The sequence below is a fragment of the Paenibacillus vortex V453 genome, from assembly GCF_000193415.1.
Taxonomy (GTDB): domain Bacteria; phylum Bacillota; class Bacilli; order Paenibacillales; family Paenibacillaceae; genus Paenibacillus_AQ; species Paenibacillus_AQ glucanolyticus.
Genome location: NZ_ADHJ01000006.1, coordinates 151,623 through 171,892 on the forward strand (window position 1 = coordinate 151,623; position 20,270 = coordinate 171,892).

Sequence of the window (20,270 nt, forward strand, 5' to 3'; positions counted from 1 at the left end):
TAGGTTTCGCGCTTTAAAGCGAGAAGGATATAAGCTAAGGGAGAATCATGGAAGAATCTTGATAAGTATGTATATAGATGTGAGGCAAGAAAGGCGTTGTTTAAACAGCCGCCCAACTATCTTGTCCCACTGGAAAAGCTTATCGCAAGAGTAAAGTAATGAGGGGACGTTTATGGTGAAAACATACCTTTTCGGAATATTTTAAGTTCTTTATACCCAAAGGTGCAGGACAATATTACCATTTGTCGAAATAATAATAAAAATAGGTTTTTGTATTCCGTTGCATTTCGGGTGAATTATAAGCAAGGTCCTCTCCCAGGAACTCAAACAAACCTTCCTAAGTAAGCAGGTAGGATTTTTATGCAGGCAGATGATGCTTCTTAAGATAGAAATGCTTTCGTTCGAACATACGCTGAAATGTTCTACGATTTCCGATATTCAGAGTGAATAAACAAGTGAATAAACACTTGATAGTCCATTGAGCTGATTCAAGAAGTGCAGAAAAGATCTTTTGTGAAAGAAGAAGTTATTTATTGGCATTATGTGAAATCCTATACTAAGTTTACGAGGTGTGATTGATACGGTGTATTTACTAACAAGAAACGCAACCATTGTGATGTGGATTTTTGATCATCTTGGACTTATCTTATGGATTTTGCTCGGAATACTTGTTTTAATTGGGGTTTTGATGAGTATTTTCTCAAACTCATCTCCCCATAATCGGCCACTTACCTTGGAAGAGCAGGAAAGCCTGAAAAGAAATTTAGAAAAGGTAGGGGAATCGAACGACCAGCAGAAAAACAAACACGTTCCAGCTCCAGTAGTAATATTGGATAAGGGGCAACAGGGTGAAGCGATTGTGCTTGAGGCTGTTCAAAAAAGCCATCCCGACGTTAAACATCTTTCATCTCTCTATGTACCAACGGGCGATGAACATTATACTGAAGTGGACTTAATCGCCATTCATAGTACAGGTATCTATGTAATCGAGTCTAAAAACTATCGGGGAGTAATTGTTGGAAATGAAGATGAGCGTATATGGAATCGGGCATTTATTGATGAACGGAATGAATTTTACAATCCGATCATGCAGAATACGGGACATATTCGCGCCATTCGAAGGTTTTTAGGAGAAAGATATAAAGGTATTCCTTTCCACTCTATTCTTGTGTTTAATAACGATTCAAATCTCGATATGATCAAAGTAAAATCAAAAGGCATCATTATTACGAAACATAAAGACCTTACAAGTCAATTACAGGGATTATTTCATATACTGCCAGATGTTTTGAATACTGAAATAACGATAGAGATTTATGAAATTCTACGTCCTCAAACCGAAGTGTCAGAGGACATAAAAATGAAGCACTTGGAATATGTTCAGCATCGCAAAGACGCTGAGTGAATAATGTGGGATATTAATTAGTCGATACAGCGAGTAAAACTACAAAGAATCCATTTGGGAAAGATTAATTGAAGGGGAACAGATTAAAAGAGGTGTCTTACATGACAAGCATTAGTCGTAGAAGAAATGATGGAGATGAGACTTGGAACAGGCTTTTGGAATGGACTAAAGGACAGAAATCAGCAGAAAGATTAGCATAAAATCAGAAGGTATGCTTCATTGATCCATCCATCGTTTGTAATAAAAAAATAATAATTGTGTATCTCATTTTTCACTTGAAAAATATTCTGTTGCATAATTAACCTATAATTAGACTTGTAGAGTTATGCAGACAACTAACATTACTGTTGAGTCGAGTGAGAAATAAGGTTTTCCTAATTCTTGCTCGACTTTTTCTCGCTTTTTTCCTGCAGATTAGATAGTTTACTCATCTGAAGACCACGTTTTGCCTTCCCTCAGGCGATTCCCGTGCCTTTACACAGGCTTTGTTACCCGTTTTGATACGACTTTAAATTGCATTTCCCAAGCTCCTCCTAAGCCTCAATCCCTGTCTTCCCCCCTGTTTTCCCGATACGACTTTAATTTACTCAAGTTGTCGGACAATTGAAGGGGAAGGACGAGAAAAACCAGTCTGGACAGGGCTTGATCGGACTGGAATGGATGCCGCGATACGACTTTATTTTCAGGACATATAGTAGGGATTAGAAATGACTCGTTCAGATCCATTCGATTTATGGAGCAAATGGCGAGTGGGAAGGGGGAGTTCAGTCATGCAATTGATAAGAAGGATAACCGATAGTGATATTCTTGGTGGTGCTCCTGAATATATGGATACCGTATCACGTTATGGTTCAAGAGGTGTTTTAGTTGATGACATACTTAATGTTGCTATGATGTATATGTCAAAAATTAACCTTTATAAGTTGCCTGGTGGGGGGATAAATGTGGGCGAAAATATTAGGGATGCTTTTTTACGTGAAATTAAAGAAGAGACAGGTTATGTAGCCGAGATCATCCATGAATTAGGGTGTATCGAGGAGCATAAGAACAAAAATAATTTCATGCAGTATTCCTATTGTTTCATTGCGAAAGCACACAAAAGTTACGGTAATACGATGATGCTTACCGATAGCGAGTCGCAACTTGGTATGACGGTTGAATGGATGGCGTTCGAAAAAGCGTTAAAGGTGATGGATTGCTCGGCGTCAAATTGTAATGATTATTCAACTAAATTTATGATTTTACGTGATAAGATTATTCTTGAAAAAGCGGTTAATATATTATCTGTGATAATTAGTGAAGAGTAGCTCACTCAACACTAAAATTAGAAAGTAGAACTATTACTCAAGACGTAAGAGGCCCCAACATAAATATTCAAGCATGATCCAGATGTAATTGCAGGGTTATTGTTAGAGCAATGGAGCGTGTGAAAAGTGCCTAAATCCAGCCCCATTTATAATATCTTATCGTTTATACAGGAGTGAACGATATCGGGACTAACTTTGGCTCAAACAATAAGCGACGTGTCGAATTTGTTATTAATTAGGATGCATCATACAATCTAACTCAAGGGGGCAATATGCTATGAATGAAAATCAATTTATGAAAAGGATGAAAAACATTACGTATGAGGCAATAAAGAGGTTTGATGAATCTTTTGAAAAGAATACATATGAATATGTGCTTCAGTATGGATTTAATGATGAAGGGAAGTATATATTATTTAACGGAATTGGTGGGAATGATTTTTGCCCATGTGGATCGGGACAAAAATATAAGGTGTGCTGTAGCAATATTGTTGAGAAATTAATTAACTCTCTTGAAAGATGTACATACGTTGGTAGCTACGAAACGACCAAAGATAGAAAAAAGTTACCTCTTAGTTTTAACTTATCTCCTATATTTGAGTTAGACATAGAACTAAATGGTAAGGACAAAATGTTAGTGAGAGATATTATTCATACACATCCTACTGTTGTAAATTACCTGTACATAATAAGTGCAAAAGAGCTTGCTAAGGCATATGCAGAAAGTGAATATGCAAGGTACATGTTAAATATGATTTATGATCTTGAGGAAGATGCTGATGCAAATTGGGAAGATTTTAAAAAAGATAATAGACCATTAAACGAAAAAGAAAAATTATATTTAATTGAAAACAAGACAGCGGTACCTACGGCAACCGAGTCCATGAGAAGGGGCATTGTAGAATGGTTATCATCCTCACAGTTCATTTTGCAGAGATAAACTAAACAGACTAAGAAGGTTCATTATATAAAAGTAGTGAAATCGTCCAAAGGAAGATGGTTATCATTAAAAGCAATGGACATTAGAGCAAATCAAAGCATTCATGACCAGTATGCTTAACTGGGGAAATTATACAATTCAACGTAGTGGTTCGAAATTCCCAACTCTTAAAATAAACTTTCAAGCACACCGATGTGTGCAAATTCACAATGGTATTCAATTTCACGTGAATTGCGGATACATTGATATCGATTTCGATGAATATATAAATAATAAGGAAATTACATATCGAATATATCAACTTGAGTTTTACTTGACTATGAGTCTCGTGGTTATCGCGTTTATTTTGCAGTTTTTAAACTCCGATAAATTTTTTTGAGATAAATGAAGAAATCAGGGATAGGGGGATTTAATTGTACATATCCAAATTAAGAATAGAAAATTTCAGATGTTTTCGCGATTCTACTATTGAGTTCAATGAAGGACTTAACGTATTAATTGGTAGTAACAATGCAGGAAAAACTACAGTAATCAAAGCCTTAGAACTCATCTTTAAAAGAAATAGTACAAGAACTCCTACTATAAATGATTTCAATAAAAGCCTCGATATATCGATACCACCCGAAATAACAATAACCGCAACGTTATGTTCCTCTGAAACAGATACCTTAGACGATAAGGCTATTGTAGCAAGCTGGTTGACTAAGCTCGAAAAGCCATGGGAAGCCGAGTTGACATTCAAGTATTTTCTACCTGAGCAAGATCACCAAAAATACACTGAAGAATATGCGGGATTGCAGACAGAGAAAGAACGCTGGTTTTTATTAGAAAGAAATCTTAAACGATACGTAGCCAGAATTTATGGTGGGAGCATGATAAACAAGAACCGTGCTGAATCCGAATACTTGGATAAAATCCATTGTGAGACATTAGATGCCCTTAGGGATGTAGAGAGCAACATGTTTACTGGAAAAAATTCTTTACTGAAACAGCTGCTTATGCATTTCAAAGATAAAGCCAAACATGACAAAAAACAAGATGAAGTTAATGATCACGATCAGGTTTCGGAAGGACCTAAATTCGAAGCGCTTGCTCGCACATTAGTAGATGATGTAGTCGGACGGGTGAATCAAGAAGAATTTTTAGATTTTGCACGGAAGACGGGAGCTTCTGTAGGTGGTCATCCTGCTTTAGATGGAGAGTTACAAGAGAGCGATGTACTGTCTACCTTGCGGCTTATTGTTAGAGACCAAACAGGAATAGAAATCCCCATCATTAATAATGGTATGGGTTACAATAATTTAATCTATATATCTTTAATATTATCAAAATTCAAAATGATAACTTCTTCTGATTACGGAGAAAATGCAAAGACATTTCCTATATTGCTGATTGAAGAGCCAGAGGCTCATCTTCATCCAGCACTTCAGTATAACTTTTTGAAATTTTTGAAAGATGAGATTGACAGTCAAAGCTTTAGCAGGCAAATTTTCATCACCACACACTCTACCCAAATCACCTCTGCGGTAGGTTTAAAACCAATCATTTGTTTGGAGAGGGAAGATGGAAGAAACATATATGCTAAGTATCCGAATAGAGTTTTTTCGGATAACAAAGAAGACCAAGAGTCGAGGAAGTACGTCGAAAGATTTTTGGATGCAACTAAATCTGCTATGCTATTTGCTAAGTCGGTAGTTTTAGTTGAAGGTATGGCTGAGTTGGTCATGCTTCCAATATTAGCTCAGAGAGTAAACTGTGATATGGACTATCATCATGTAGCTCTTGTTAGAGTAGATGCATTAACTTTTAAACATTTTATTAAATTGTATGGCGCAGGCAATGAGTCTGATAAAAAGGAATTTGCTCTGTACAAGAGGGTTAGTTGTATTATTGATTCCGATCCATCAAGAATAACCAGAGATAGGAAACAAGGAGAGCGGAGGAGTTGGAAAAAATGTTGGCCTTTCGAGTTGGATAGGGAACCAGAAGTTTTTGAGTTATAAAAGCATATCAGGTGCAGTACAGAACCTTAGAGAACAAACGAAAGATAGTGCTAACGTTCGGGTATTCTTTAAACCAGAGAAAGGAAGAACATTTGAATACGATTTAGCATGGGAGAACAAAGGCAATCCGCTTTTATTTACGGATGATGTTGAAGTTACAGAGATCGAAGCACTGGTAAATAGTTTATGGGAGAGTGAAGATAAAGACCGCGCTAAATTTGCCTCAAGTTTTTTGATATATGCTGAAGGTAGAAAAGGTGAATTGGCATTCGAATTGGTAAGCGGATTACAAGAGAATAAAAATGCTGAAATTAATGTACCACAACACATCAAAGAAGCACTTCAGTGGGCGTGTCATAAAGAAATATTGGAGGAGGCAAATGAATAAAATCAAGGTTATTGCGTCTGATGAAGAGATCCCAGAACTAAAAAACCACTTTAAAGTTATTGCTGGACCAGGGGCTGGAAAAACACATTGGCTCATTACGCATATTCAGAATGTTCTCAAAAATGCGAATAATCTTACGTCTACTTCGAAGATTGCTTGCATTACATATACAACTGTGGCTGGAGAAGAAATTCAGAAGCGTTTAGGCAGCGACCAGAGTAAAGTAGAAGTATCCACAATCCACAGCTTCCTGTATGCCAATATTGTAAAGCCCTATGTGCATCTATTGAAAGATGAAGATAATAATGTATTAGTTAATGTTGAAAGATTAGATGGTCATGATGAGAACATAGCTACAAGTGGCAAAATATATTCATGGCAGCAAGCGGCAGGGAACAGCTATATAAAGGATAAGCAGAAAATTAAAGAGTGCTTAGAGAAGTTGGATTGGAAGATTGAAGAGGACGGCATCTGTCTGAAACCAAGAAAGCCATATTTAAGCAAAGTCGGGCGATATAGCATTCGAATCGATGATCTAATCCTGTATAAACAACTGTTTTGGAAAGAGGGAATAATCCATCACGAAGACGTGCTTTACTTTGCGTACAAGCTTCTGGAAGAATATCCTATGCTGCTTGATCACTTGAGTTCAAAGTATCCTTATATATTTTTAGATGAGTTCCAGGATACAAGTCCAATTCAAACAGAAATTATTAAAAAAATGAGTGTTACGGGAACTGTTATTGGAGTGATTGGAGATCCAGCTCAGTCTATTTACAAGTTCCAAGGTGCTTCACACCAAGAATTTATTTCATTTTCTCTTCCGAATCATATTACGTATTCAATCGAAAAGAACAGAAGATGTGGCAGTAAAATCATTGAATTCCTGAATCATATTAGAAGTGGCGATGAATTGAGACAAAAACCTATAGCAGGAGCCGCAGAAACAGAAGTTCATTTTTACGAATACAACAATAATACATACGATCACATAATCACATTTCATGAACTTCGGAGTAGACTTGGACTCGTCAATGATTACTGTATTTTGGCTCGAAATAACGATACAGTAAGACAGTTGCGAAACGCTGAATCAATGGATATCTGGTCAGCATTCGACGAAGTAGATTCCGATAGGGAGAAATTTATCAAGAGAATATTGAGTGCGTGTAAATTAGTCAGAGATGGTAGACAAGAGTTAGCAGTTAAGGAGATTATAAAGGCATTAAAGACCGAAAATGGAGGGCTTTTAAAACCCCCCTTTCAGGATAAACAGTATATTAGTCTTATGTTTAAAAGGAGTTTGGCTGTAGATTTGATTGAGCAAATAGGAAGTTGGAAAGAGAACTTTTTTGATAATTCTTTATGTGATTTGTATGAGACGCTGTATGATTCTCTAAAACAAAAGAATTATTTGCTTAAGAAGATTTCGAGAGGGAGAATCAAAGAGTTCGCTGACTCAACTTCTATAAAGTTGCTTTTGGATAATCTTATCTTGCCAGAAGAGAAGTTGTCAGAGATCCGAACAATCCATAAGGCAAAAGGGATGGAATTTGAATCTGTCTTATTGTATCTTTCGAGTATTGAAGACGTTGAGAAGCTGATTAGTCCCGATATTGATTCAGAGGAAGATGACACTCGTATTTTGTATGTTGCATTGAGTAGGGCAAAGACTCTATTATGCATCGCGTGCCCGTCATTAGATGCTAACATTAGAGCCGAACTTAGTTCTATAAAGTTGATTCCAGTAATAAATATGGGCGACCACTGAAGTTGTTCTATAAAAGTGTATTCGTATTAGATACTGTTACTTGATAATAAGAAAACCGTCCTCACAAAGGAAGGACGGTTTTTTTCGTGGCTTTAATTTATCGTTCCTCTTTAATAAGTTTTTTGATGAGAACTGTAAGATCCCAGAGCATAAGGTTAATTTTCATTGCTTGAAAACACTTATCGGCAAATTCAATTAAATACATTCTTCTTGTAGGCTGACTATTACGGTTTGAACGGAAAGTGATTAATTGAGTATTTGGATCATACGAATAACTATTATGACCAATCGGATTTCTTAAATCATTGCTAAGTGGACCAGCAAAAACATGGGAAATGACATTGTCGTTATCTGATAAGTAATTTAGCTTTTGACCCCCTTGGTTAAAGATATATAATCTTGTAAATTTCCTGCTGCATTCCTTCCCCGAATTATAGAAGGGTTCATACTATTGATTGACCCTCTTACTATTAAGTTATCCAACATGATGGAAATGGTGGAATTACCCAATAAGGTTTCGTACATATTTTGATACAACCGATCTAAGCGATCAAAGGATACAGTGTTTAAACCTTCGTGATTTTCTAATTCTGAAAGGTGTCTCCCCATTCCTTCCAAATACACTACAGGGGATAAATATTGATAATGGTTAGTGAATTCATTAAAAACTGAAAACAATTCTTTTTGTATATATAACAAATCTTCTATAGAAAAAACTTGAATAAGTTCTTCATATGAATTCAAATTGGTTTGTTTAATGACTGATAATCGCTGATCTAAGTCAGTGATAGTGATGTTTTGTAAAGGATTGTTTGAAGACATCGATCTAAAGATTGTAGTAACCAGTTTGCTAACGCTTGAATCTTTTTCATAGGGACTCATATCAATTCTTGGGCTTTTTCTTAGCTTTTCAATTTCACTTTCTAAATAGGTTTCTTTATCATTAAAATATAGGTTGGCAATTCTTTCAATCTTTTTCCACTCATCGTCGATAAAGGAAGGTAATAAGTGGACCAAAACATCATAAGCGTGTTTTGCTTGACCGCTATGAGGCGAGTATCGAATGAACGGAGAAAAACTGGTTATCATAAGGGTTTCCTTTGTAAATGGAAGCATTTTGAAAGAAGGGAATTCGCCTGAAAGGACTAAAATATATTCCCCATCCATTCCACCTTCACATGTAGCATTATGCAATTGAAAATCCAGTCTATTTTCCTTGCGAATTATCAAGATATTTCCGTATATATTTGTGGAGCAGGAGGGACAAGAATAATATACAGGATATTGATCTAATTATTCCCACTTGGAATTTTATCAAAACTTTAGTTTCACACACATCACATTTGACTACTACGTTATTAACAGCCATATTATCACCTCTAATATATTTGCATCTTCAATGTACTTGATGTTTTAGGCATTTTTTCAGCCTTCAGGTACTTTTCTAATCTTTAATAAGTTTTTTGTATTCATCTATAATCAATTTGATTAGTTCAGTAACTTTATCTCTCGCTTCCTCATTATTCATTAACATCCCACTATTAATGGCAACAATCATCTTAAATTCGTTCATATAAGAAAATATTGGGGATTTTCGATTTATAATAAACCCATCTGCTTGCCACTTGTTCCTTATTTCATCTAAATGCTCAAGAAAATCAAAATCGTAATAAACGGAACTCTCACTCAAGGTCGTAATTGCGTAACGAAAATCGTTGCTTAGTTCTTCTTTCTTTGTCTTATAATCTGAAAAGTAGCGATCAAACAATCCGTTTTTTTTCAACTTCGTTGTCAGCTGGCTTGCATCCCACAATTTAATTTTAAAATTATGATTTTCTTCCATATCTTTTTTCCATTTGGCCCACCATTCATGCTCTTTTTTATTGAAGTCTTTGGCAACACATAAGTGCCATTTCATAATGCTATCGCCTTTTTCTGAAACGACCTTGTTAAAGGAGGCGATAATTTGATTTTTCTGGGTTGAATCAATTTTATCAATGAAATACTTGCATTGGTATACATCTAAATCACCTTCATAATCCCCTACAAATATATCGATGCCACCATCCCCTCCAGCACTTTCTACCGTATGGGAGTCATCCTCATGTATAATTTGAATTAACTCAACACAAATTGCTTCGAATTTCTCCCTTGCCCCTGTAAGCCCATACTTATACTTTAGAGATTCAAAAGGAAGTTCCATTTGATTGCCCCACCTTTTCATAATTAGCTTTTTGTCATTATCATACCAAATGTTTCCTTCCAAAAAAATTCCTCTGCTACCTTTTCAAACAACAATAATTCCTGTCCACTACCCTAAATAAGTGTCCAGAAATAAAAGTTAGCTTTCCAACAAGATTAAAGACTGGAAAATGCACGGGCTATTCCCCAAGCCTTTCTCCAGTCTTTTTCATCCGCCTCATCGAGCATAAGCAGGGATTTCTCTAATGAATCACGAATATTTAAATCAAACAGGAACCCAGGCTCTTCAAGCGTTTTGGAGATGTAAGGAAGCCTTTCTCAAGCTTTTCCCCAACCCTGGTTTTAGAGAACCTTATCCCAGCTTTTCCCTGTCATTTAACCTGCCCTTTTGGACACGAATTTTTATCTCGTTTCCTTCGCAATTGAACCAGTCCTTTTCCAGTTTTTCGGCCTTGAAACCTGACATGACAGAGACAGGAATTTTTATCCCAGAATTGCTGGAGAGGCATTGTGGGGCAAGGGATTGAGGCATGTTGGGAAAGGGTAATTTTTGGGACGGTAATTTTTTGTGGATTACAAAGTAACAGGGATTTGGTATGAGGGGATAGGGAACGTTAAGAAGATTTCTGTCGGCACGGTACCGATATATATAAAAAACCAGGGATTCAATATCCCTGGCTTATTGTTAAGCAAATAGCTCATTTATTGCATTTGCAATATTTCTCAACGCTTCATTGTTGTGTCCAAATATATATTGTTCGTTAGGGTGGAAAGACATATTTCTAATTCGTAAAGTATGGTAGTAATCTTTTCTATTTCGATCTATCACTCGCCGTTTAACTAAGTTATTAATTTTTTTAGACAATCCAACATCTCTTCCACTGGAATCCACATTTGTACCTATTACTTCTTCATGTTTATACGATATAGCTGCTTCAAAGGCTTTAATCGCTTGTTCATTTGCTAATGTGAAAAAGGCCCAGTACAAATATCCATAGGCATACAATGCTAATGCTGGTTCAAATAATGATTTAATTCTTTCTGGAACTTTTTCATTAAGGTATATGTCCTGTATAGATTCTATATAGTGTTTCTCTGTGATTGGTTCAAACTTTCCCGTTACGGTGTCCAATTTCCTGAAAAATTGAGTGGTTTCATCAGCAGAGTAATAGTTTTCAAGGGTTATCTTTTTCATAAAATTCTCTCCTTCTATTGTTTATTGTAACTGAGAGTTGTTGAAAAGTCCTTTACCAGCAAATAAACACGTACTGAACAATAATAGTATCTGAATCGAGCAAATCCAGGATCATTTCCTGACATTTACTTGATTTTTTGTTCTTCAGAATGATGTGTGTATTGGACTTTTTCGAGAAAATGTCCCGATAACTTTATTTTTTTGTAACAAATTTCTCCTATACTTGACAAAACAAGATAAAAGGTAAATAATGATAATAGCAATAGGAGAGCGGAGGGTTGTCGATGAACGCGTATGTTGAAAAGTGCATGCTCTTGGACGAACAAAGAAGCCTGATTGTAAGAGGCATTCAAGAGGGCAAAAAAGAGTATGAGACTTTAATATCGTTAATTCCAGAATTCACCACGAATACGTATGCTCCACGGCTTCAGTATGATGCAGTTAATACGCATGTAGAGAAGATGATTCTGAGCAATCCACATACGCAAATGAAAGTTTTCAAGAAGAAGGCTGGATTTCACCCATACATCGTACTCCATGATACGTTAAGAAACATATTTATCTTGGTATCTAAACTACCGAAAAGCAAGTACATATATAATCAGAGCGGATATCGTGGAGATTTCGCGTCATCAAATTTTGATCGACTCCTCGAAATGGGGGCACCCAAGGAAGAGTTACTGGGAGATACGGTTTACCAACAATCATTAACACTTGGTTTCGAAAACCAGCCATTTGGAATCATCGTGAGTTACGACAGGGATAGTGATGTGATTTATGAAGGTGCATTAAGACCTGATCAAGAAGATTGGATTTATAAGGAGGATATAACAGAGTCCATTATCCTTAATACAAAAGATATTGTACCATTAAACAACTACAAAGCTTCTGATATCGAGCCTCGTCTTAAACCACAAAGAGAAGAAAGCGATATTCTAATCAAAATAAAGAACACAACAACATAGAGAGACTAACGTAGATTAGGAGTTTTTGAGATGAATGTTAAACAGGAGCCGCAGTTTAACCCGAAAAGATTACGGGAGGCACGCTTGGTAAGGGGGTTAACCATCAGCGATCTGGCTGAGAGAATTAGTGTTTCGAAACAAGCGATATCTCAATTTGAGCTGGGCGAACATGCACCAAGACCCGAAACGGTTATGTTATTAATTAATACGCTTCATTTTCCAAAGAGCTTTTTTTATAGGGAATTCAATGAGCAGTACGTTGGCAATACATTCTTTCGGGCCAATGCTACCGCAACAAAGAAAAGTAAAGAAATCCAGTATAACAAGACTTTGTTAGCTGGATATATTTATGAATATGTATCGGAGTATATTGAGTTTCCTGAGTTGAATTTGCCTGATATGTCTCAGTATCAAAGTTCAAAATGGGATAATAACACGATTGAACAGTTAGCCCAAGAAGTCCGTAACCATTGGGAAATTGGTGATAAGCCGATTACTAATATAGTCCATTTACTGGAGAGAAACGGAATAATGGTGTTCTCAGTGGATACGGATAGTGAAAAGGTTGATGCTTTTTGCCAGCATCGAAAAGGAAGACCATATATTTTTCTTGGGAATGATAAGCAGTCGGCATTCAGAAGGCAATTCGATGGTGCTCACGAATTAGGACACATTCTGATGCATAAGGAAATCGATAATCAAGATGTGCTCAGCCGAGTGGAGTTTAAAGAAATGGAGAACCAGGCAAATCGTTTTGCTTCAGCATTTCTCTTGCCAGCAGAAGCGTTTGCAAAGACAGTTACTTCAATGTCTTTACTACACTTTGTAGAGTTGAAGAAATACTGGAATGTTTCAATTGCCGCCATGCTGTACAGATGTTTAGACTTGAACCTGATTGACGAAAGCAAGTACACATCTCTTGTAAAGCAAATGTCTATGAAAAAGATGAGAACAAAAGAGCCACTTGATGATGTTTTCCCCTTACAAGAGCCTGTGGTGTTGAGAAAGAGTATCCTATTGTTATTAGACAACAAAATAAAAAATGAAATGCAGTTAATTCAAGAGATTTCTGTACCGCAGGAGTACATTGAGATGCTTTGCAATCTTGACAAAGGTACTTTAAACTATAATGAACCTGAGCCTACTATAAGGTTGATTAAGAGATGAATAAGAACCGATGAGCAGCTCCAGTTCTAAGCTGAATGGAGCTTTTTACATATTATCATTTCTAATTCACTTGTATTTGATTTCATGGAAGAGGTGATGACTCTGAAGCTAACTGGACTAAGAGAACTATATGCTGATATGAGGACAAAGGGTATCAAGAGATATAAGTTTGGTTTTACATATAACAGTGTCAGTTTCGATATATTTTTTTTTGCTGATGAAACCCCCTTTAAACTGATGTTTGGGGTGAAAGCTCATAACTTTTACTTTGAGGTAAGTGTGGACAAAGGGTTTGTCATCGACACCAATTTAGGAGATAAATATACTCAGTTACGCAAGATTCTTGGATTACAATATGACCCCGATAATCCTTTCAAAACATTTTATTTCTTTTCGGAGTTCAATAATAGGATTCCGAAGCATGCCGATGATAAAAATAAACCTGAGCCATCAGACATTGCATATTATAGGAGAGATATAGAAGAATCTGAAAAAATATATTTTATGGGATGGAGAGACAACGAGAAACTAAAAGAAAAGGTCAGTCCCGAAAATCTATATAAAACAAGAATGCTTTTAGACTACGGGGCATATTTGATATGTAAGAGGAAGAATATAAGTAGCCGCTGGACACCTGATAAAAGTTTAGCTCAAAGCTTTTATTTGCCAGATTAATGCCCCGTAATAGGTTTAGTTTAGATAGATTGAAATTGCTGCCATTGGACTGGATGCCATAGGAAGGGAGATATATATGGAGAGCTTTTCTCTTACTTACGAGATTGAAATTCTCATTTCTTCGAAGAGAAGGCGATTATTGGGATTTTAAAGAAAAGCATCATTTCAATAAAGCGAACTTGTTGCACGATATCATATGTATGGCCAATAACCGAGCTGATAGAGATGCATATATAATCTTTGGGGTGAGCGACAATTATGAAATAAAGGGAGTGGAAGAACAAGAGAATCGAAAAACACAGCAAAATTTGATCGACTTTCTAAAGACTAAAAAGTTCAGTGGAGGTATTAGACCATCTGTCGAGTTAAAAACGTTGTTCTTGCAAGATATACAGATCGACGTTTTGATCGCAAAAAATAGTACAGACACGCCATTTTACTTAACTGAAGATTACTCTGATCAAGGGCGTATTGTTCGTGCTAATTACATATACACGCGTGTAGGCGATTCTAACACTGATATCAATAAAAGTGCTGATATTAATCATGTAGAGTATTTATGGAAAAAGAGATTCTTAATAAATAGACCACCTCTAGAACGGATCAAAAACAAATTACGCATCAAGCGAGAGTGGAAAAGAGAAGAAGGATTTTTTTATAACATCTTCAATCCCGAATATACAGTTACCTTGGAAAACGACGAAGATAGCACTCATCCTGAGTTTTATTCCTATGTGATGACAAATCACAGTACGTCATATGGAATAGTTGATATAAAATGTTTCGGGACAAAGATGTTTGGTCAACAGTATGCTGTCTTGGATAGTGGGAGGTATGTAACAACTATACCTGAGTGGGGATTTATTTCTTTTGAGGGGTTCAACGATGAGGAGACATACTCTTATAAATATTTTATAAAAGATGGTCTAAATCATATCCTTCATGAATTTTTAGCGGATGATGACCATGAAGCGATTTGGGCAAGAAACAGATTCTATAAAGTAGTTGTTACTTACAATAGTGAAATTGAGAGGGAACTTTTTGAAGAATACCTTATAAAAAATAAACAACTATTTAATGATGAATTGTCAAAGAATGAGGATTCATACGATTGGATTTATTCTGAGAATGAAGGAGAAAGAAGGCACATACGAAGAGGTATTAAAACGGGGATTGCATTAAATTGTTTTATTGAGAAGTATAGAGATTCTCAAGTGTTACAAATCTCTTATAGAGAAGGCTGAGGGCGTTGATTTAATTAATTGGGGAGTGACGTTATGAAGAGATTGAGTGAGATAGAACCTTTTAAGAATGCTAAGTTTTTTGTGAAATTTACTAAATCTGAATATGTAGATGATCTGTTAAATGGGGAATTGTTTATGAATCCTCTTAGTATCTTTATCAAACAAGAGATTGAATCTAAACAACGAGGACAGGGTGATAAATATGAAGGTGCTCATGTATTTCGAGTGACTAATATAAAAATTATTGATCCTGAAACCGAGCAAGTAATAGCAACAGCTAAACAAGGCATTGTTCAGGAAAATTATGGTGGAGCAGAAGATACACCAATCTTTTGCTTTACGGTTTTTTCTGCCAAAGATTTTGAAGTTATTGACCAGGATGATGATTCTATATCGATTAAGTTAAATATTGAGGAAGAAGATAAGAAAAATTTTTTGGATAACTTTGGGGACAAAGCTGTTATACTTCCCTTCAATTTTGTAGAGCTATTAAGTGAGGATGCAAATAATAATGGTCATACTTATGTTATCAAACAGGTTAAGTATGATGACTATGAGAAGGGTATAAATTCCGAACACAAGAAATTATTTGATGAAGGCTCGTTCGATATTGTTTTTTGGAAAGATTCTTTCTTTGAATTTCAAAGAGAGGCTCGGTTTGCAATTTTTGATTTGCCAACTAAGCAATCTTCAAAATTTAAAATGAGAAATCTTCGGAGCTATTGTGGTGTATTAGATGCGAAGAAGTTTTTTGATGATTATTATGTCAAAATTGGTTTTAAAAAAATGCATTAGAAAGGAAAGATATGCCCTTGAATTATATCCAGATAATCTGAAGGGTATAAATATGGACTTTATGAAAGAATCCTAATCTGCAATTCTCATAGAAGAGTAAGAACCACGTTACTTTACGGTATACGTGGTTCTTTTAATACTTTATCCTCTAGTCATCTGAAAGAATGAGTTCCTCAAAGATCTTTCATTGCCCCAATCGATTCTACAATTTGCTTGGAGCTAGGATTCTACAGTAATTTGTGATTTTATATTGCTGTAACTTAAACCCCTGTCGGCTTTCTAGAGTATCCCTCCATACGTTTCCTCCCATAGTCAAATTAGGTACGCTCATAGACTTAATCTCCTTTTTTGATTTAATAGATTCTATTAAATAATTTTATAGGAATTAGACGAATTAAACATTGACATAGTGAGGTTGTTAAAAATGTGGTTTGGCTTAAGCTACCTCCCCAAATATCCGAATCATCATGTAGTGGCGAATTGTGGATTTGCACAGCCACAGTTCCCCTCTATACATAAAACCCACTCAATGAGCGGTTTTTTGCCTTTTATAAAGCTTATTCAACTTACCTCCTAAAACCATTCAACATATTGGAGACGATGATTTTGGTGTCCGCCAATGCTTGTTCATAATCTGGCATTTGTGCAATCCAGAGCGCTGATTCATTCAAGGCTCCAGATAGACAATGAGTCATGGATTCAATCGACCCCGATTTGAGGCATCCTTGCTCCTCCATAATTTGCAGTTACCCATGCAGTAAGCGCATGGAGTTATGTTCGTCCATACTCCGCCAAGTCTCCCATCCCAATACAGCGGGTCCGTCCACGAGCATAATGCGTTTGTTCTGGGGTTCAACTGCGGCAGCTACAAAGGCAATGCACCCAAGAAGCAACTGTTCCCATACATCCTCACTCGTTGCTGCTTCCGTCTCAATTCGTTCTGCAACGTCTTTCTGAGTGGGTTTTGCCTTCCAAAGTGATTACAATTGTTTTGTAGTCTAACACTCTACAATCATCCTGATATTAAATGTAACGATACATAAATGGAGTTAAAATTATCATGTTATATGAGCACCCTACTGCTCATCCACCAACTCAATAATCTCCCGAATATCGCTTATATTCAAAGCCTCAGCGATTCTTTCAATATGGCTAAAGCTGATACTTTCCCGTTTTCCATTGGCAAGTTCACTTAATGCAGCGTGCCGTACATCGGATATTCGGGATAATTCCCGCAAAGAAATATTATGTGCCTTGGTCAATTCCGAGATTTTAACGACAACTTTTTTCCTCATTATAATCACCTCTCAAAAATCGATTTCAACTTGACTATACGCATAAGCGTACCGTATAATGATTTCAATACTGGTACTCATATGCGTAACGTTAATGCATTTGTCAGACAAGTATTATCGATCCGCGAATCATTTGATAAAAAAGGAGAATCCCATGCCAAGCTTTCTGGAATCCCTATATTACGGGCAGTTAAATCCTGCAGAAAAGGCTGTTTCCACCGATCCTCAGTATCGGCAATTGAGTCGGCAAATATCCGAGTCCATGGATGGCTGGAAGAAGAGGCTTTCAGAAGATGAGTTTCGAGAGCTTGAGGAGTTATTAGATTTGTATCGACAAGTCCAAGGGCTGGAAATGGCGGCTTCTTTTACTGATGGTTTTAGACTGGGAGCGGCGATGATCATCGAGGTGTACTCTAAGATCGTGTGATTAGTAAGAACACTTATAAAACTGCGTAAAGACACGAATCGTGTCTTTTTTAATACCGTAAAATATCGACTATTAGCACCTACTTTGGAGGCAGCTATAGACCAAGAGAGATCTATGATCATCATTAAAGGTGATGATAAGACACAGGATGTATCCTCATATGAAATGGATCCTCCGATAGTAAGGATTATATATAAAGTTTATTCCAAGACTTATCCTTATCATCTCAATGATATATTGCTTGCATGTAACTTCATGGATTGATTGATGTAGTGAGATGCGTCCACCTCCATCAACGCTAAGGGTCAATTAAACAGGATCTAGTCTCCGCCTGGGGCTAGCTGAAGAAGACAATCAGGCTGACCTGAAGGGAATCCGGTGACAGGGAGTTCGAGTATCGCTTACGATGCTAGCATTGCTTCGCAATGCTTTCAGGTGACATCAAATCTGTCACCACACCCATAGAAGCTTGTGCTGTCGTTATCTTCGGACAGGGGTTCGACTCCCCTCGCCTCCACCATGATGAACACCATCCGTATGAGGATGGTGTTTTTGTTTTATATTAATACTATAGGCTAGAACATGTCTTACAGGTGGAGTGAAATCGATGAATCATAGTCATGATGGAGAGGAACCACTGATAACGGTACTCAATATGGATGGTCAACAACTAACACCATGTTTGCCCCATAGGGCTTGGCGGGAAGTTGAGCGATCGCGAGCTGTCTGGATTGATGAGCAGACGATCCAACTGCTTTATAATCCGTTCTTATTTCGGGACTATCGAAAAGCCGCACTGAAACGAGATCATCACAATTGTTTGTGGTGCGGACGATACGCCACGACAGTGGACCATATTATCCCTGCAAGCAAAGGCGGCTCGGATCTTCCGCATAACCTGATCGCTTCATGCAGCGAATGCAATACAAAAAGAGGAAACCGTTCAGCATTATCCTATCTCAAAGAAAACGCGAACTTTGTTCCAAATCTTATGAAGCTCTACTGGCGTATCTTTATAGCTAAATACAGACATCGTCTAATGAAAAAGGGACACGTAAGTAAAGCTTAGATTTATCATTCGGGAATCGTGATCTAATGAGCTTCAATGATTGCAGCCGTTTTTGACGATCGAATTGATGATTAACCATATCTACAGTAAAATCTTCGGCTTTTTTCGTATCCATTCTAAGGTGCAGGCCATTATAACGAACAAATATTAACCAGTGCTAGAGTAAGCATTTTCGCCAATGGCGGAAGATTGAGGTGGTGGATAGCAGATTCGGGAAATCTGCTTCCATCTCACGTTCTAACCATGTAAAACCACAACCACATAGGTTGTGGATTGCTGTTCAATCAAAATTGTAGAATCCTTAGCTATAAGTTCGCAAAGCAAGGCACCTCAATTAAAGAGTGTCATATGCACGTTATGCTAAAGGAGGGCCTAGAAGGTCCTTCTTTTTTTCTGACATTTGTCATAACCGGCTTGTGACAACCCACACTAATTGAATCTCGCGATTTTTCAATATAATGAGGACATCAAGTAACGAAAGAAGAAATTAGCGGAGGTTAGTACAAAATGAAAAAGGCGATTGAATGTATAAATCTAGTGAAGAAATTCGGCGACTACTGTGCCGTTGATCATATGAATCTATCATTTGAGAAAGGTCAAATAACAGCATTGCTCGGACCGAACGGTGCAGGCAAGACAACAACCATTTCCATGATCCTCGGAATGATCAAGCCAACATCAGGAGAAGTCAGGGTCTTGGGGATGCCGTCTGGAACAAAAGAATTACGGCAACGCGTCGGAGCGCTTTTGCAGGATGTTAAAGCAGCAGATGGACTTACGGTCAGAGAAGTGCTTCAATTGTTCCGCAGTTATTACCGTAATCCGATGTCGCTAGAGCGATTGTTAGACATTTCGGGTCTCCACGCGGATCAGAAACGGCGCGCAGCCTCCCTGTCTGGAGGACAACGCCGTAGATTAGCCTTTGCCCAGAGTTTGGCGGGAAATCCAGAGCTTCTCCTGCTTGATGAACCAACAGTCGGAATGGATATCGAGGCTCGTGGTCGCTTTTGGGACACCATTCAAGCGCTGGCAAGTGACGGACGTACGGTGCTTTTGACTACACATCATTTAGATGAAGCTGATGCTGTCGCAGATCACATCGCAGTAGTCGCTAGAGGACAGGTTGTTGCGGAAGGGACTCCGGAACGTTTAAAGGCTCAAACAGCACTTAGAACCGTTTCATTTCGAGCGGCGAACGCGCCAGCTGAGCAGGAATGGCTCACATTACCTGGTGTAGAAAAGGCAGAATGCAACGGCGAGCGAATTCGTCTGTATGCTCAAGAGACTGATGTATTGTTATCTACACTGATGCAGTCTGAATGGGGAATTTCCGATATTGATATACAATCTGCCAGCTTAGAAGATACATTCCTAAGTCTTACAGGTACACATAAATCAACGATTATACGATAAAAAAACATT

The 20,270-nt window shown here is 37.2% G+C and carries 19 protein-coding genes and 1 pseudogene; 15 read left to right on the forward strand and 5 right to left on the reverse strand.

The window, feature by feature from the left end:
* Positions 1 to 571: 571 nt before the first annotated feature.
* The 6 genes from PVOR_RS03270 (at position 572) to PVOR_RS03295 (ending at position 7,814) form a co-directional block, all read left to right on the forward strand.
* Positions 572 to 1,405: a nuclease-related domain-containing protein gene (locus tag PVOR_RS03270; RefSeq protein ID WP_138917766.1), complete on the forward strand. Its 834-nt coding sequence runs from the start codon at positions 572 to 574 to the stop codon at positions 1,403 to 1,405.
* Between the two features lie 770 nt (positions 1,406 to 2,175).
* Positions 2,176 to 2,712 carry an NUDIX hydrolase gene (locus tag PVOR_RS03275; protein ID WP_006207650.1) on the forward strand — a complete coding sequence of 179 codons (537 nt, stop codon included), beginning with the start codon at positions 2,176 to 2,178 and terminating at the stop codon, positions 2,710 to 2,712.
* A gap of 277 nt (positions 2,713 to 2,989) precedes the next feature.
* Positions 2,990 to 3,652, forward strand: a complete 663-nt coding sequence (locus PVOR_RS03280) for a YecA family protein (RefSeq protein ID WP_006207651.1) — start codon at positions 2,990 to 2,992, stop codon at positions 3,650 to 3,652.
* Between the two features lie 413 nt (positions 3,653 to 4,065).
* Positions 4,066 to 5,655, forward strand: coding sequence for an ATP-dependent nuclease (locus PVOR_RS03290; RefSeq protein ID WP_234972760.1), 1,590 nt, complete (start codon positions 4,066 to 4,068; stop codon positions 5,653 to 5,655).
* Positions 5,645 to 6,043 (forward strand): hypothetical protein, encoded by a 399-nt coding sequence (locus tag PVOR_RS31290; protein ID WP_234972761.1) that lies wholly within the window; start codon positions 5,645 to 5,647, stop codon positions 6,041 to 6,043. The genes PVOR_RS03290 and PVOR_RS31290 overlap by 11 nt, the downstream gene beginning before the upstream one ends.
* Positions 6,036 to 7,814: a UvrD-helicase domain-containing protein gene (locus tag PVOR_RS03295; protein WP_006207653.1), complete on the forward strand. Its 1,779-nt coding sequence runs from the start codon at positions 6,036 to 6,038 to the stop codon at positions 7,812 to 7,814. The genes PVOR_RS31290 and PVOR_RS03295 overlap by 8 nt, the downstream gene beginning before the upstream one ends.
* Positions 7,815 to 8,177: 363 nt before the next feature.
* Here PVOR_RS03295 and PVOR_RS03300 read toward each other — a convergent pair whose 3' ends face one another.
* Together PVOR_RS03300 and PVOR_RS29045 are read right to left on the reverse strand one after the other, a co-directional pair.
* The gene (locus tag PVOR_RS03300) at positions 8,178 to 9,044 is read right to left on the reverse strand and encodes a hypothetical protein (protein ID WP_160163971.1); all 867 of its coding nucleotides are present in this window, start codon (positions 9,042 to 9,044) and stop codon (positions 8,178 to 8,180) included.
* A gap of 214 nt (positions 9,045 to 9,258) precedes the next feature.
* Positions 9,259 to 10,017 (reverse strand): hypothetical protein, encoded by a 759-nt coding sequence (locus PVOR_RS29045; RefSeq protein WP_138917767.1) that lies wholly within the window; start codon positions 10,015 to 10,017, stop codon positions 9,259 to 9,261.
* Positions 10,018 to 10,261: 244 nt separating this feature from the next.
* On the opposite strand from PVOR_RS29045, the gene PVOR_RS30285 reads away from it, so the two are divergent.
* Positions 10,262 to 10,543: a hypothetical protein gene (locus PVOR_RS30285; protein WP_006207656.1), complete on the forward strand. Its 282-nt coding sequence runs from the start codon at positions 10,262 to 10,264 to the stop codon at positions 10,541 to 10,543.
* 158 nt (positions 10,544 to 10,701) lie between these two features.
* Here the strand turns inward: PVOR_RS30285 and PVOR_RS03310 are convergent, their stop codons facing one another.
* Positions 10,702 to 11,211, reverse strand: a complete 510-nt coding sequence (locus PVOR_RS03310) for a hypothetical protein (protein WP_006207657.1) — start codon at positions 11,209 to 11,211, stop codon at positions 10,702 to 10,704.
* Between the two features lie 284 nt (positions 11,212 to 11,495).
* Here PVOR_RS03310 and PVOR_RS03315 point away from each other — a divergent pair, with 284 nt between their 5' ends.
* From PVOR_RS03315 to PVOR_RS03335, 5 genes are all read left to right on the forward strand, one after another.
* Positions 11,496 to 12,176: a hypothetical protein gene (locus tag PVOR_RS03315; protein ID WP_006207658.1), complete on the forward strand. Its 681-nt coding sequence runs from the start codon at positions 11,496 to 11,498 to the stop codon at positions 12,174 to 12,176.
* 30 nt (positions 12,177 to 12,206) lie between these two features.
* A complete protein-coding gene (locus tag PVOR_RS03320; RefSeq protein WP_006207659.1) occupies positions 12,207 to 13,343 on the forward strand; it encodes an XRE family transcriptional regulator in 1,137 nt (378 codons plus the stop codon).
* An 84-nt stretch (positions 13,344 to 13,427) separates the two neighbouring features.
* Complete coding sequence (locus PVOR_RS03325; protein ID WP_234972762.1) at positions 13,428 to 14,018, forward strand: DUF6037 family protein; 591 nt, start codon at positions 13,428 to 13,430, stop codon at positions 14,016 to 14,018.
* 104 nt (positions 14,019 to 14,122) lie between these two features.
* Complete coding sequence (locus tag PVOR_RS03330) at positions 14,123 to 15,262, forward strand: ATP-binding protein (RefSeq protein WP_006207661.1); 1,140 nt, start codon at positions 14,123 to 14,125, stop codon at positions 15,260 to 15,262.
* A 33-nt stretch (positions 15,263 to 15,295) separates the two neighbouring features.
* Complete coding sequence (locus tag PVOR_RS03335) at positions 15,296 to 16,057, forward strand: hypothetical protein (RefSeq protein ID WP_006207662.1); 762 nt, start codon at positions 15,296 to 15,298, stop codon at positions 16,055 to 16,057.
* Positions 16,058 to 16,623: 566 nt separating this feature from the next.
* Here PVOR_RS03335 and PVOR_RS32945 read toward each other — a convergent pair.
* Both PVOR_RS32945 and PVOR_RS03340 read right to left on the reverse strand, forming a co-directional pair.
* A pseudogene (locus tag PVOR_RS32945) lies at positions 16,624 to 16,950 on the reverse strand (hypothetical protein).
* Positions 16,951 to 17,133: 183 nt separating this feature from the next.
* A complete protein-coding gene (locus PVOR_RS03340) occupies positions 17,134 to 17,352 on the reverse strand; it encodes a helix-turn-helix domain-containing protein (RefSeq protein WP_006207663.1) in 219 nt (72 codons plus the stop codon).
* 94 nt (positions 17,353 to 17,446) lie between these two features.
* Here PVOR_RS03340 and PVOR_RS03345 point away from each other — a divergent pair, with 94 nt between their 5' ends.
* The 3 genes from PVOR_RS03345 to PVOR_RS03355 all read left to right on the forward strand — a co-directional run bounded on the left by PVOR_RS03345 (position 17,447) and on the right by PVOR_RS03355 (position 20,261).
* Positions 17,447 to 17,779, forward strand: coding sequence for a DUF6809 family protein (locus PVOR_RS03345; protein WP_234972763.1), 333 nt, complete (start codon positions 17,447 to 17,449; stop codon positions 17,777 to 17,779).
* A gap of 607 nt (positions 17,780 to 18,386) precedes the next feature.
* Positions 18,387 to 18,848, forward strand: coding sequence for an HNH endonuclease (locus PVOR_RS03350; RefSeq protein WP_006207666.1), 462 nt, complete (start codon positions 18,387 to 18,389; stop codon positions 18,846 to 18,848).
* A gap of 507 nt (positions 18,849 to 19,355) precedes the next feature.
* Positions 19,356 to 20,261, forward strand: a complete 906-nt coding sequence (locus PVOR_RS03355; protein WP_006207667.1) for an ABC transporter ATP-binding protein — start codon at positions 19,356 to 19,358, stop codon at positions 20,259 to 20,261.
* Positions 20,262 to 20,270: the final 9 nt, after the last annotated feature.